Annotated in this window: 11 protein-coding genes; 9 read left to right on the forward strand and 2 right to left on the reverse strand. The window is 71.9% G+C overall.

The genetic code is table 11. The annotated features are described in order from the left end of the window. Positions 1-34 precede the first annotated feature (34 nt). The 8 genes from LXT12_RS12485 (at position 35) to LXT12_RS12520 (ending at position 8,338) form a co-directional block, all read left to right on the forward strand. Entirely contained in the window at positions 35-271 is a 237-nt protein-coding gene (locus tag LXT12_RS12485; RefSeq protein WP_233392494.1) for a hypothetical protein, read from the forward strand. A gap of 130 nt (positions 272-401) precedes the next feature. Beyond that, a complete protein-coding gene (locus LXT12_RS12490; RefSeq protein ID WP_233392496.1) occupies positions 402-611 on the forward strand; it encodes a hypothetical protein in 210 nt (69 codons plus the stop codon). Between the two features lie 319 nt (positions 612-930). Then, complete coding sequence (locus LXT12_RS12495; protein WP_233392499.1) at positions 931-1,302, forward strand: response regulator transcription factor; 372 nt, start codon at positions 931-933, stop codon at positions 1,300-1,302. After that, positions 1,302-2,048 carry an HD-GYP domain-containing protein gene (locus LXT12_RS12500; protein ID WP_233392500.1) on the forward strand — a complete coding sequence of 249 codons (747 nt, stop codon included), beginning with the start codon at positions 1,302-1,304 and terminating at the stop codon, positions 2,046-2,048. The genes LXT12_RS12495 and LXT12_RS12500 overlap by 1 nt, the downstream gene beginning before the upstream one ends. Positions 2,049-2,062: 14 nt before the next feature. Beyond that, positions 2,063-2,854 (forward strand): ABC transporter substrate-binding protein, encoded by a 792-nt coding sequence (locus tag LXT12_RS12505; protein WP_233392502.1) that lies wholly within the window; start codon positions 2,063-2,065, stop codon positions 2,852-2,854. Between the two features lie 3 nt (positions 2,855-2,857). After that, the gene (locus tag LXT12_RS12510) at positions 2,858-5,383 is read left to right on the forward strand and encodes a PAS domain-containing sensor histidine kinase (RefSeq protein ID WP_233392504.1); all 2,526 of its coding nucleotides are present in this window, start codon (positions 2,858-2,860) and stop codon (positions 5,381-5,383) included. A 103-nt stretch (positions 5,384-5,486) separates the two neighbouring features. Beyond that, positions 5,487-6,251 (forward strand): winged helix-turn-helix domain-containing protein, encoded by a 765-nt coding sequence (locus LXT12_RS12515; protein WP_233392506.1) that lies wholly within the window; start codon positions 5,487-5,489, stop codon positions 6,249-6,251. After that, a complete protein-coding gene (locus LXT12_RS12520) occupies positions 6,248-8,338 on the forward strand; it encodes a PAS domain S-box protein (RefSeq protein ID WP_233392508.1) in 2,091 nt (696 codons plus the stop codon). Before LXT12_RS12515 ends, LXT12_RS12520 begins: the two co-directional genes overlap by 4 nt. On the opposite strand, the gene LXT12_RS12525 is transcribed toward LXT12_RS12520, so the two are convergent. Together LXT12_RS12525 and LXT12_RS12530 are read right to left on the reverse strand one after the other, a co-directional pair. Then, positions 8,324-11,683, reverse strand: coding sequence for a bifunctional diguanylate cyclase/phosphodiesterase (locus tag LXT12_RS12525; RefSeq protein WP_233392510.1), 3,360 nt, complete (start codon positions 11,681-11,683; stop codon positions 8,324-8,326). The genes LXT12_RS12520 and LXT12_RS12525 overlap by 15 nt on opposite strands. 55 nt (positions 11,684-11,738) lie before the next feature. Next, positions 11,739-12,545 carry a Crp/Fnr family transcriptional regulator gene (locus tag LXT12_RS12530; RefSeq protein ID WP_233392512.1) on the reverse strand — a complete coding sequence of 269 codons (807 nt, stop codon included), beginning with the start codon at positions 12,543-12,545 and terminating at the stop codon, positions 11,739-11,741. A gap of 196 nt (positions 12,546-12,741) precedes the next feature. Here LXT12_RS12530 and LXT12_RS12535 point away from each other — a divergent pair, with 196 nt between their 5' ends. Next, positions 12,742-13,236 carry a Rossmann-fold NAD(P)-binding domain-containing protein gene (locus tag LXT12_RS12535; protein ID WP_233392513.1) on the forward strand — a complete coding sequence of 165 codons (495 nt, stop codon included), beginning with the start codon at positions 12,742-12,744 and terminating at the stop codon, positions 13,234-13,236. Positions 13,237-13,247 lie beyond the last annotated feature (11 nt).

Below are 13,247 nucleotides of genomic sequence, written 5' to 3' on the forward strand. Positions count from 1 at the left end.
ACAGCCGCACAGCCGCCTTTCCGGCGTCCTGCACGTGCTGCTGCACATGGCCGAGTCGGCCGGCCAGGACGGGCGGGCGCCGGCCGACATCGTCGCCGACGCCAGGGCGCAACGGCTGGCCTACCCGAACGTCCGCTGGATCGACGCCCTCGCGAACGGTGCACTGACCCTGCCTGGTGGCCGCCGCCATCGGGACCGCGGGCCTGCTGGTGATCAGCACCCTGCGTTTGCGCCGGGCCAGCCATCTGGAATGACCCTTCAAACCGGCTGAGCTGCAAAACTTGCCGAAATCAGGGGCACCAGGGGGGACAGCGGAGGCGCGGGCCTTTGCGGGACCCGGGCATCGCACTTGCCCAATCCGGGGAGTCGGCGTTTCGCCGGCTCAGTGATAGGAGATCCAGATGAACCAGCAATCCCGCAATGAGTCCCAGCGCAATCAGCAAGGCGGCGCACGCAGCAATCAGGAGCAGCAGCAGCAAGGCCAGCAGCGTGACAACCAGCAAGGCCAGCGCGGCCAGGGCCAGCAGCAGGACATCAGCCGCGGCAGCGATTCCAGCCGCAACAACCAGGGCTCGAGCCATGACTCCGGCCAGGGCCGCCAGCAGCGCTGACGCCCCCCTGACCCCGCGCCGCGGCGCAGCGAGGCCCGTTCCCGGTGCCCGCTGCGCCGCGGCGCTTTTGAAGGCATGAAAGGACCGCCACCATGGAAAGCAGAGGCGGGAATGCGCCGGCGCGCCCTCTTTATTTGATAAAAACAGCATAGCCGTCAGGCGGCGGCGGACTGACCTGGGTACGAGCGGCACCCCATCGCATGACGGGCACCGTCGGATCTGCGCTCAGCTGAGGAGTTTTGCCGGTTTGGGCCGACGGCAGGTTGCGCCGCCAAATTTGATACATCTGATAATTCAGGAATCAAATTCAAGGCGAGCCATGAAGAAGATCCTGATCGTCGACGACCACGCCGACATCCGCCGGCTGCTGCGCATGACGCTGGAGTTCGAGGACTACGAGATCGAAGAAGCCCCCGACGGCGAATCGGCCCTGGCGGCCGCCACGGCGCGACGGCCCGACCTGGTGCTGCTGGACGTGATGATGCCCGGCGCCCTCGACGGCCTGGCGCTGTGCCGGCAACTGCGAGAGCGCTTCGGCAGCCGCGGCCCCAAGGTGGTGATGCTCAGCGCCCGCGGCCAGGCGCGCGACCGCGAGGCGGGCCTGCAGGCCGGTGCCGACGCCTACCTCGTCAAGCCCTTCAGCCCGCTGCAGCTCATCGGCTGCATCGCCGACCTGTGGGCACCGGCCTGATGGACGCCGCCCTGCCCGGCCGCAGCTTCGACGACGCCGCCGCGGCGCAGATGGAGCGCATCGTCGTGGACCTGCGCCGCATGTACCACGAGCGCAACGAGGCGCTGCGCGAGGTCACGCGCGCGCATCACGAGGCCCTGCTGCGCCTCGCGCTGGCCGCCGAGCTCCGCGACGACGACACCGGCGTGCACATGGCACGCATCGGCTATCTCGCCGAACGCCTGGCCCTCGCCCTGGGCCAGCCGGCCTCCTTCGCCCGCATGCTCAGGCGCGCCGCGCCCATGCACGACGTCGGCAAGATCGGCATCCCCGACGACGTCCTGAAGAAGCCGGGCGGCTACTCCGCCGACGAGCGCCGGATGATGAACCAGCATGCCGAGATGGGCGCCGACATGCTCGGCCGCTCGCGGGTGCCGCTGTTCCAGCTGGCCGCCGAGGTCGCGCTGACCCACCACGAGCGCTGGGACGGCAGCGGCTACCCGCGCGGCCTGGCCGGCGAAGCCATCCCGCTGTCGGGCCGCATCGTCGCCGTGGTGGACTTCTTCGATGCCCTCACCATGGACCGCTGCTACCGGCCGGCCTTCGGCGACGACGTGGCACTGCGCATGCTGGCCGAGCAGCGCGGCGCGGGCTTCGACCCGCGCGTCGTCGACACCTTCATCGACAACGCCGCCGCCCTCATCGAGCTGCGCGAGAGCATCAACCGCGCGCCGCCGAGCTTCGACGACCTCGTCGCCTTCGAATGACAGCCTCCCCCGCCATGTCCTCGACGCGCCGCCTGCTCCTGCTGCTCGCCGCGCTCGTGCTCGGCCTCCCGCCCGCCGCGGCCCAGACCCTGGACCGCGTGCGCGCCAGCGGCACCCTGCGCGTGTGCATCTGGCCCGACTACTACGGCATCACCTACCGCAGCCCCCGGACCCAGCAGCTCGGCGGCATCGACATCGACCTCAGCGCCGAGCTGGCCCGCGACCTGAACGTCGGCCTGGAGTACGTCGACTCGTCGTTCCCGCAGCTCGTGGGCGACCTCAACGCCGGCCGCTGCGACGTCGCCATGTTCGCCATCGGCATGCTGCCCAGCCGCAAGGAGCAACTGGCCTTCACCGAGCCCTATCTGCAAAGCGACATCTACGGCGTCACCACCCGGGGCAGCCGCACCGTGCGCCAGTGGTCCGACATCGACCAGCCCGGCGTGCTGGTGGCCGTGCAGGCCGGCACCTTCATGGAGCCCGTGATGCAGAACGCCCTCAAGCAGGCGCGCATGGTCGTCATCCGCCCGCCGGCCACGCGCGAGCAGGAGCTGGAGGCCGGCCGGGTGGATGTCTTCATGACCGACTACCCGTACAGCCGCCGCCTGCTCGACAACGCCGACTGGGCCCGCCTCGTCGCGCCGCCCAAGCCCTTCTTCGTGCTGCCCTACGCCTATGCCGCCAAGCACGGCGACGCCCGCTGGCTGGCGCGGCTGGACGAATTCGTCGCCGCCATCAAGCACGACGGCCGCCTGCTGGCCGCGGCCCGCCGCCACGGCCTGGCCGACATCGCCCTGTTGCGCTGAGGCATGGCCCGCCAGCGCCCCGACGACCCGCCGCCGGCCCGGCCCATGCTCGGCCGCGCCGGGCTGCTGGCCCAGGGCCTGGCGGCCTTGCTGGCCCTGGCCGTGCTCGCCGCGCTGGCCGCGCTGGCCAGCTTCGAGCGCCGCGAGGCCCTGGACAACGCCCGCGACCGCGCCGCGCTCGTGGCCCGCACGCTGGAGGACCACGTCACCCGCACCGTCGAGTCGGCCTCGCTGCTGCTGCAGACCCTGGGCGACGGCATCGCCCAGCAGGCCTCGGCCGAACCCGCGCGGCTGCAGCCCCTGCTCGGCCGCAGCCTGCTCAGCGGCCTGCCCTTCCTGCGCGGCGCCGCGGTGCTGGACGAGCACGGCACCGTGCTGGCCAGCTCGGTCGCCGGCGAGGCCGGACTGCGCGTCGACCTGCGCCGCCTCGGCCCGCTGCCCGCCGACGGGCGCGAGGCGCTGCTGCCGCTGTTGGCCGGGCGCAGCCTGGCCGACCTCGCCAGCCCGGCCCGCACGCCGCGCGCCGCCGGCGTCGGCATGCTGCCCTTGCTGCGCACCGTGCAGTTCGGCGGCCGGCGGCTGCTGCTGGTGGCCCTCGTCAACCCCGGGGCTCTGGCCAATTTCCAGCAGGTGGCGCTCGCGGACGGCGGCGGCCTGGCCGCGCTCGCCGGCCTGGGCGGCCAGCTGATCGCGGCCAGCGACGAGCTGCCGCTGCAGCCCGGCCAGCGCCTGCAGGCCCACCCCGTCTTCGACAGCTGGCTGCCCGAGCGCGAACACGGCGACTACATCGGCCCCGGCCTGCTGCCCGGCCGGCAGGTGGTGGCCTTTCGCGCCTCGCGCAGCCGGCCCCTGGTCGTCATGGTCGAGATGGCCGAGACGGCGGTGCTGCACGCGTGGTACGAGCGGCTGAGGTGGCTGGGCGTCATCGGCCTGCTGGCCCTGGCTGCCGTGGCCGGCGGCACCGCCGCGCTGCTGCGCGAGATGCGCGCCCGCGAGCAGGCCCGCCACGCCCTGGACGGCGCCCATGAACAGGTGGCCCTGCGCGAGCGCGAACTCAGCGTGCTGCTCAAGAGCGTGCAGGAACTGATCTTCCGCACCGATGCCGATGGCGCCATCACCTTCGTCAATGCGCGCTGGGCCGCCATCAGCGACGAAAGCCCGAGCCAGGCGCGGGGCCGGCGATTCGCGGACCTCGCCGCGCCGGCCGATCGCCAGCGCACCGCCGAGCTGTTCCGCCGCGACGACCGCACCAGCGTGCGCCAGACCCAGATCTGCATCCCTTGCCGCGACGGCCATCCGCGCCACTTCCTCATCGCCGTCGTGCCGCTGTACGTCGAAGGCCGCATCGTCGGCTTCGCGGGCAGCGCCATGGACGTGAGCGAACGCGTGGCGTCGGACCAGCAGCTCCAGCACCAGCTCGCGTTCACGGGCCTGCTGCTGGAGATCAGCCCGCTGCCGGTGTCCATGTTCGACACCGCGGGCCGCTACCTGATGGTCAACCAGGCCTGGGAAGAACTGGTGGGCCACACGCGCGAGGAAGTCATCGGCAGCCCCGTGGGCGACTTCCTGTCCGCCGGCGACCCCGGCGCCCAGGCGCGGCAGGACGCCCGGCTGATGGCCGGCGGCGGGCGGCTGCGCTACGAGGCCCAGGTGCGCCACCGCGACGGCTCGCGGCGCGACGTCGTCATCACCCAGGTGCCCGTTCCCGGGGAAGGCGGCGGCACCGCGGGCATCCTGTGCACGCTGATGGACGTGAGCGAGTTCCGCGACGCCGAGCGGGCCACGCGCGAGGCGCGGGACGCGGCGGAGGAGGCCTCCCGCTCGAAGTCGGAGTTCGTGGCCAACATCAGCCACGAGCTGCGCACGCCGCTGCAGGCCATCCTCGGCTTCTCGGAGCTGGGCTTCGTCCGCGGGCGCGACCAGCCCCGCCTGGCCGCCATGTTCACCGACATCCACAACTCCGGCCAGCGCATGCTCGCCCTGGTCAACGACCTGCTGGACGTGTCCAAGATCGAAAGCGCCGTCGGCACCTTCGACCTCGAGCGCTGCGACCTGCGCACCCTGGTACAGGCGGTGCTCAGCGAGCTGGACCCGCTGCTCGGCCAGCGCCGGCTGCGCCTGGACCTGCGCCTGCCCGAGGAGCCGCTGTCCGCCAAGGTCGACCCCATGCGCATCCACCAGGCCATCCGCAACGTCGTCGCCAACGCCATCAAGTTCTCGCCCGAGGGCGGCACGCTGCAGATCGAGGCCGTCGCCCTGACGCCCGAGGAATGCCGGATCAGCGTGGCCGACCGCGGCCCGGGCATCCCGCCGGCGGAGCTCGACGCCATCTTCGAGGCCTTCGTGCAGTCCAGCCAGACCAAGGACGGCTCCGGAGGCACCGGCCTGGGCCTGGCCATCGCCCGCAAGATTCTCGAAGTGCACGGCGGTCGCATCACGGCGGAGAACCGCGTGGGCGGCGGCGCCATCTTCCGCATGCACCTGCCCCTGCGCGTGCCCGGCGACTCGCAACTGCATACCACTTACTGAGCACTTACGGGGAGTGACCGCGCCCTGCCTTGATCCTGATCAAAGGCGCACAGTTCGGTGCAAGAATGTTTGCACGCCATAACGCACCAGCCACGACGAAGCCGTGACTCTCCAGCATATTGCCGTCGTCGACGACGAGGCGGACATCACCCAGTTGCTGGCCCACTACCTCAGCGGGCACGGCTTCCGCACGACCCAGCTCTCCTCCGGCCACGCCTTGATGGAGCTGATGCCGCGCGACCCGCCCGAACTCGTGCTGCTGGACCTGGGCCTGCCGGGCGAGGACGGCTTCGCCATCGCGCGCCAGCTGCGCGAGCACTGGCGCTGCGGCCTGGTCATCATCACCGGCCGGGGCGACGCGGTCGACAAGGTGGTGGGCCTGGAGATCGGCGCCGACGACTACGTCACCAAGCCCTTCGACCTGCGCGAGCTGGTGGCCCGCATCAAGGCCGTGCTGCGGCGCCTGGGGCCCGCGGTACCGGCGGTGACGCCACCGGGCCCGTCGGCGCCGCCGGCCGCCGCGCCATCGGCCCCGGCCGAGCGCCTGGCCTTCCTCGGCTGGGAACTCGACCTCGCGGCCCGCCGCCTCAACGACCCCGAGGGCAACGAGGTGCGCCTGACCAGCGGCGAGTTCTCGCTGCTGGCGACTTTCGCCCAGCACCCGGGCCGGGTGCTGTCGCGCGACTTCCTGCTCGAGCACACCCGGGGCCGTGAGGCCGCGCCCTTCGACCGCACCATCGACGTCCAGATCGGCCGGCTGCGCCGCAAGCTCGAAGACGACGCCGAGAACCCGCAGATCATCAAGTCGGTGCGCGGCGCGGGCTACATCTTCATCCCGCCGGTCGGCCCGGCCGGCGACGCCCCATGACCCACCCCGCCGCACCGCAGCCGCCCGCCGCATCGGCCCAGCCGGTGGACGACCTGAGCGTCTACCGCTCGCTGTTCTCGGCCTACCCGGACAGCCTGCTGCTGGTGGACGCCGACGGGCGCATCGTGCTGGCCAATCCGTCTGCCACGGCATTGCTCGGTTATGCGGAGGGCGAGCTGATCGGCCTGGGCGTGGACGCCCTGGTACCGGACAGCATCCGCCCCCGCCATGCCTCCTACCGCCAGGCCTACGGCCACGCGCCGCGGCCCCGGCCCATGGGCACGCAGATGGAACTGGTGGCCAAGCGCCGCGACGGCAGCGAGGTCATGGTCGAGATCGCGCTGAGCCCGCTGCAGAACCACGGCCTGCCCTACGTGGTGGCGGCCATCCGCGACATCGGCGCCTACCCCCGCGTCAAGCAGGCCCTGCAACGCGCCCGGCACAGCGAGCACCTCGCCCTGCTCGGCCGCATCGCCGTCGACGAGCGCGACCCCCAGCAGCTGCTGATGCAGGTGCCGGCCATCGCGGCTGAGGCCCTGGAGGTGGAGTTCTCGAGCGTGCTGCTGCTGGAGCCCAACCGCCAGGAATTCCGCGTCGCCAGCCGCTTCGGCGAAGTGGCGGCGGCGCCGGTGGGCACGCGCATTCCCAACCGTGCCGATTCGCCGCCGGGCTATGTGCTCTCCCAGGGCCGCCCCGTCGTCGTGGACGACCTGCGACTGGAGGACCGCTTCCAGGTGCCGCGGACCTACCTCGACGCGGGCATCGTCAGCGCCCTGGCCGTGCCGCTGTCCGACCGCGGGCGCATCGTCGGCGTGCTGTCGGTGCAGTCCCTCGCCCCCCACCGCTTCGGCGACGACGAGACGCGCTTCCTCGAGTCGATGGCCAACCTGCTGGCGACCTGCCTGCAGCGCGCCCAGAGCGAGGAGGCACTGAACCACGCCCAGCGCCTGGAAAGCGTCGGCCAGCTGACCGGCGGCATCGCCCACGACTTCAACAACCTGCTCACCGTCATCCAGGGCAATCTGCAGGTGCTGGAGGAGCTGCCCGCGCTGGCGGGCGATGAGTTCGGCCAGCAGCTCGTCGGCGCCGCCACCCGCGCGGCCAAGCGCGGCGCCGAGCTGACGAGCAAGCTGCTGGCCTTCTCGCGCCGGCAGGTGCTGCAGCCGAGTTCGGTGGACGTGGGCGCCATGCTCGAGTCGCTGGCCGACATGCTGCGCCGCACGCTCGACCAGCGCATCGAGATCAGCGTGGAACTGGCGCCGGAATGCCCGCCCGTCCTGGCCGACCCCGGGCAGCTGGAAAGCGCCCTGCTCAACATCGCCATCAATGCCCGCGACGCCATGCCCGAGGGCGGCAGCCTGCGCTTCAAGGCCGAGCTGGCGGGCGCCCTGCCGGCCGACGTGAGGCGCGAGATCGACGACCCGAGCGCCATGGACGAGCGCTTCGTGCGCATCGCCATCTCCGACACCGGCTCGGGCATGCCCGAAGAGGTCAAGGAGCGCGCCTTCGAGCCCTTCTTCACCACCAAGCAGGCCGGCCGCGGCACGGGGCTGGGCCTGAGCACGGTCTACGGCTTCGTCAAGCAGTCGCGCGGGGCCGTGGCCATCGACTCCGCACCCGGGGCCGGCACGACCATCGCGCTCTACCTTCCCAGGCCCTGGGCCGAGGAGGCGGCCGTGGACGAATCGCTGCACGACGGCGACGCCGTCCGCCCCGGCCTCAAGGTGCTGATGGTGGAGGACGACACCGAGGTGCGCGTCGTGGCCCGCCGCTTCCTCGAGATGCTGGGCTGCGAGGTCACCACCAGCCCGAGCGCGGAGCAGGCCCTGCTGCTGCTCAAGCCCGGCGCCGCCTTCGACCTGCTGCTGACCGACATCGCGCTCGGCTCGGGCATGCGCGGCACCGAGCTGGCCCGCATTGCCCAGGAGCGGCTGCCGTCGCTGGCCATCCTGCTGATGTCGGGCTTCTCCGCCGAGCTGCTGGACGCCGACCGCGACTCGCCGGCCGGCTGGGAGCTGCTGCCCAAGCCCTACACCCGCGCCGAGCTGGCGCGAGCCATCGCCCGGGCGGTTTCAGGCGCCCAGTAAGGCGCCGCGCTGCGCCGTCAGCTGCGCCTGCAGCGCAGCCGCCGGCTCGGGCCGGCCGAAGTGGTAACCCTGCATCTCGTCGCAGCCCTGGCGGCGCAGGTGGTCGCGCTGCGTGCTGGTCTCCACGCCTTCGGCGACGACGCGCAGGCGCAGCCGGTGGGCCAGGCCGATGACGGCATCCACCAGCGCCGCGCCGTCGGGCACCTCGCCGATGCGCTTGACGAAGGACTGGTCGATCTTGAGCGCGTCGATGGGGAACTGGTGCAGGTAGGCCAGGCTGGAATAGCCCGTGCCGAAGTCGTCCAGCGACACCTTGACGCCCAGGTTGCGCAGGCGCTGCAGCATCTGCGTGCCTTCCTGTGGGTTGCTGATGAGCATGCCTTCGGTCAGCTCGAGTTCCAGGCAGTCGGCGGGCACGTCGTGACGCTCCAGCGCGCGGGCGACGACCACGTCGAGGTCGCCGGCTGCGAACTGCCGCGCGGCCACGTTGACGGCGATGCGCACGATCGGCAGGCCGGCATCCATCCAGTGGCGCAGCTGCAGGCAGACGGCGTCGATGACCCAGGCGCCGATGTCGAGGATGAGGCTGCTGTTCTCGGCCATGGGGATGAACTGGGCCGGCGCCACCAGGCCGGCGCCGCCGCGCTCCCAGCGCAGCAGGGCCTCGGCACCGATGATGGCGCCGCTGCGCGCATCGACCTTGGGCTGGTAGAACAGGCGCAGCTCGTCGCGCTCGATGGCGCGGCTGAGCGCGGCCTCCAGCTCCAGCTTGGCCATGGCGGAGGCATTCATGTCGCCGGTGTAGAAGCTGAAGCAGTTGCGGCCCATCTCCTTGGCGCGGTACATGGCCGCGTCGGCGTCGCGCAGCAGCTCGACCGCCGTGGGGCTGCCGTCCTCAGGGAACATGCTGATGCCGATGCTGGCCGTCAGGTAGGCGTCCTGGCCGACCGACAGGGCCACCGGCGCCGACACGGCGGCGAGCAGGTCGCGGGCCAGGGTGTCGATGGCGCAGCCCTCGGTCGGCGCCTCGACGATGACGAGGAATTCGTCGCCGCCGAGCCGCCCGAGGAAGTCCTCGTGGCGCAGCCGCGCCTGCAGGCGCTTGGCGATGCAGACGAGCACCTCGTCGCCGGCCGGGTGGCCGAGGCTGTCGTTGACGGTCTTGAAGCCGTCCAGGTCGATGACCAGCAGCACGGCGCGCGTCTCGTGGCGGCGCGAGCGCGCCAGGGCCTCTTCCAGCCGCCGCTGCAGGTGCAGCCGGTTGGGCAGGCGGGTCAGGGGGTCGTGGTTGACCAGCCAGTCGTTCTGGGCTTCGCTGTGCTTGAGGCGGCTGATGTCGGTGAAGACGCCGACGTAGTTGGTGACGGCGCCGTCGTGGTCGTCGCGCACGGCGCTGATGGTCAGCCACTCGGGATAGATCTCGCCGCTCTTGCGGCGGTTCCAGATCTCGCCCTGCCAATGGCCGTCGGCGTTGATCGCCGCCCACATCTGGCGGTAGAAGTCCGGCCCGTGGCGGCCCGACTTGAGCAGGTTCAGGCCCGAGCCGATGGCCTCGTCGGCGGCATAGCCGGTGATGGTGGTGAAGGCGCGATTGACGGCCTGCACGCGGCCGAGGGAATCGGCGATGACGACGCCGTCGCGCACGTCCTCGAAGGCCGTGGCCCATTGGCGCATGCGCTGCTGCAGGTCGCGCCGCTCGGTGATGTCGCTGCTGACGCCGTAGACCCCGATGGTGCGCCCCTCGTCATCCAGCAGCCGGCCCTTGGTGCAGGCATGGATGCGTTCGCCCTCGGGCGTGGCCAGGCGCAGCTCGACGCAGACCGGCTTGTCGGCGCGCAGCACGGCGGCATCGTCCTGGAGGAACCGGTGCATCTGCTCCTTCGGCACCCGGTCGCTCAGGTCCTTGCCGACGAGTTCCTCCGCGCTGCGTCCGGCGATGCGGCACATCTCGCGGTTGACGAACAGATAGCGGCCCTGCAGGTCCTTGGCGAAGATGGCGTCGCTGGAGCAGTTGGCGATGGCCTCGGCGATCTTCCAGGCCCGCACGCCCTCCTCGCGGTGCTCGGCCACGCGGGAGGTGGCTCGGTGCTCGCGGCGCCGCTGCGCGGTGTAGAGCACGCCGCCGGCGGCCAGCAGGGCCAGCACGTCGGTCACGGCCAGGGCGGCCGCGCCGCTCCAGAAGGCGTCGTCGATGCGGTCCCGCGGCGTCTGCACGGCCACGTACCAGCCGGAGCGACGCACCGCCGCCGCGACGGCCAGGCGGGCTTCACCGCTGCCGTCGTCCAGCCCGCCGAGCAAGCTGCCGGCCAGGCTGGCGCGGCCGGCCAGGTCGGCCAGCGAAGGCTTGCGGGCAGGCGCCGGCCGCTGCTGGGCCGCGTCGCTGCCGCCGATGCCGAAGGCCAGCACACCCGTCGGCGAGGGATACAACAGCAGGGTCTCGGGCGCGCCGCTGGTGGCGCGCATCAGCAGTTGCGGCAGCAGCTGTGTCCGCGGCGCCGTGCGCAGCACCAGCACGGCGTCGGGATGGCCATCGGCGCCGGCCAGCGGCACCATCAGGTCCATGTGCAGGTTGGGGGCATCGCCGTCGGCGGTGTAGAAGTCGGTGCTCTCCGGGGCGCCGCGGGCGAAGGCGCGTTGCACGCCGCGGCTGAGTTCGGGCCCGAAGCGGCGGGCGGCGCCGTCGGGCGCGAGCAGCAGGGCGGCACTGCCGTCCACCAGCACGGCATCGGCGTAGCGGCCGGCCGAAGCCAGGGTCTTGAGATAGCGGCGCAGCGCCTGGGCCGAGGCCTCGCTGCCGGTGCGGCGCCAGCGCAGCAGGCTGTCGCGCAGCAGGGCGTCGCCGGTCAGCTGGCCGGCCTCTTCGGCGCGTTGGTCGATCCAGCCCTGCACGATGCCGGCCTTGAGCTCGGCCTCCTGGCGGAGCTGGCCCACCTGCTGCTCGTGCGCTCGGTGGGCGGCCGTGGCGTAGCTGACGAGGCTGGCCAGCACGATGGCGGCGGCCAGCAGGCCGAAGACCCAGGGCAGCGCATCGCGCTCCTCGCCGCGTGAGGCCTCGACGCGCGGGCCCGCCGGCGCGTGGCGGGCGGCGACCAGGTAGATGAGTCCGCTGGTGACGAGGATGAAGGCCACGCCCTTGCCCAGGCCGACGGCCGACAGGGTCGCCACGTCGGGCGCCACCAGCTGCATCAGCCGGTCGGACAGCAGCACCCAGGCCAGGCCGAAGAAGGCATAGGCCAGGGCGGTCAGCGCGGGGCCCGAGGGCCTGGGCCAGCGGCGCCACGGCGCGCCCCGCGTGCGGGGCGGGTCTTGGTGCGCCGTGTCGGGAACAAGGTTCGGCGGCGTCATCCGGATCTCCCTGAATCTTCTTGGTCTCGGGGTCGCCGGCGCGCCGGCCGCGCGTTCAGTGCAGGCCGGCAGCGGCCTCGCGGCGCTGGATAAAGGCGTCCAGCGCGTGGAAGTCGGGGATGCAGATGTCGCGGCGGTTGCGCTCGTTGAAGGCGATGAGCTGGGCGCGCGCCAGCTTGGACAGCACGCGGCTGACCGTCTCCAGCGTGAGGCCCAGGTAGTTGCCGATCTCGGCGCGGGTCAGGCGCAGGCTGATCTGGTCGGTGCGCAGGCCACGGCTGGCCAGCGAGTCGGCCCAGTAGTGCAGGAAGGCGACCACGCGGGCGTCGGCCGGCAGCGTGCAGATGGAGATGAGCACATCGCGGTCGCGCATCATCTCGTGGCTCATGGCCGCATGCATGACCTCCATCAGCTCGGGATGCTCGGCGCAGGCGCGCAGCAGGGCGTCGTAGCGAACGGTCCAGACTTCGCCGGTGTCCATGGCCACGGCGTCGCAGGTGTAGCGGCCCTTGGCGATGCCGCAGAAGCCCAGCCAGTCGCCGCGAAAGCGCAGGCCCACGACCTGCTCGCGGCCCTCGGCGGACGAGCTGAGCAGCTTGAACAGGCCCGAGTTGAGGATGTGCAGGCTGGTGAAGGCCTCGCCCGCACGGTAGACCAGGTCGCCGGCGCGCACCACGCGGCGCTTGACCTCCAGCACCTCGACCAGCAGCTTCATCGTCTCGGCGATGCGCGCCGCGGTGTCGGGGTCGGCCCGGCGCTGGGCACCCTCGCCGGACGGCACCGCGAATTCGCGGCGGGCGGGGATGCCGCGGGTCAGGGGGGCGATGGCGGGCGTGGTGACGATGGGGGCGGCGGTCTGCATGGCGATGTCCGTGTGTTGGCTCGATGGCATCGATGCTAGGCAGGGCCCGGCAATGCAGTGCCAATGCGAGACATCGCTCGGTAGCGCTGGGTAACGCTGGGTAAACAGACGGTGACGAAGAGGCAACACCAAACGACATCCACCCGAGTTGACCTCCGTCAAGGCTCGGGCAGATCGCTCCGATACGCTGCCGCCAATGCGTTTCAGAGCTCGTCAAGGTACCGCCGGTACCGATTTCCAGGACCCCAAGCAAGCCGCCGCCGTGCTGTCGCAGGCGCGCGTCCTTGCGAGCGCCGATGGCGCCGGCCTGAAGCTGATGAGCGGCAAGCGCCTGGCCCTGCTGTCGCCGGAGAAGGGCGACGAAGGCGCCACCGCCTTCGTGCAGGCGGCCACGGATCTCGGCGCCCACGTGTCCTTCGTGCAGCCCAGCCTGGACGAAGCCAGCAGCGCCAGCCAAGTCGCCGACACGGCGCGCATGCTGGGCCAGCTCTACGACGCGGTCGAGTGCCAACACCTGCCGATCTCGCTGGTCAAGCGCATCGCCAGCAACGCGGGCATCCCCGTCTTCGCGGGCCTGGCCACGGCCAGCCACCCGACCTGCGCCCTGGCGACCGAACTCCAAGGTGACGCGCCAGTCGAGGTCAAGCGTCGTCGCATCCTGCAAGCCGCCTTGCTCGTCAGCATGGGCTGAGGGCTTCGCGC

The sequence above is a fragment of the Pelomonas caseinilytica genome (assembly GCF_021353235.1).
GTDB lineage: Bacteria > Pseudomonadota > Gammaproteobacteria > Burkholderiales > Burkholderiaceae_C > Pelomonas > Pelomonas caseinilytica.

Excerpts from the sequence above, each read along its gene's own strand:
- LXT12_RS12490 (WP_233392496.1), top strand. The coding sequence starts at position 402 with ATGAACCAGCAATCCCGCAATGAGTCCCAGCGCAATCAGCAAGGCGGC.
- LXT12_RS12495 (WP_233392499.1), top strand. The coding sequence starts at position 931 with ATGAAGAAGATCCTGATCGTCGACGACCACGCCGACATCCGCCGGCTG.
- LXT12_RS12500 (WP_233392500.1), top strand. The coding sequence starts at position 1,302 with ATGGACGCCGCCCTGCCCGGCCGCAGCTTCGACGACGCCGCCGCGGCG.
- LXT12_RS12505 (WP_233392502.1), top strand. The coding sequence starts at position 2,063 with ATGTCCTCGACGCGCCGCCTGCTCCTGCTGCTCGCCGCGCTCGTGCTC.
- LXT12_RS12510 (WP_233392504.1), top strand. The coding sequence starts at position 2,858 with ATGGCCCGCCAGCGCCCCGACGACCCGCCGCCGGCCCGGCCCATGCTC.
- LXT12_RS12520 (WP_233392508.1), top strand. The coding sequence starts at position 6,248 with ATGACCCACCCCGCCGCACCGCAGCCGCCCGCCGCATCGGCCCAGCCG.
- LXT12_RS12525 (WP_233392510.1), bottom strand. The coding sequence starts at position 11,683 with ATGACGCCGCCGAACCTTGTTCCCGACACGGCGCACCAAGACCCGCCC.
- LXT12_RS12530 (WP_233392512.1), bottom strand. The coding sequence starts at position 12,545 with ATGCAGACCGCCGCCCCCATCGTCACCACGCCCGCCATCGCCCCCCTG.
- LXT12_RS12535 (WP_233392513.1), top strand. The coding sequence starts at position 12,742 with ATGCGTTTCAGAGCTCGTCAAGGTACCGCCGGTACCGATTTCCAGGAC.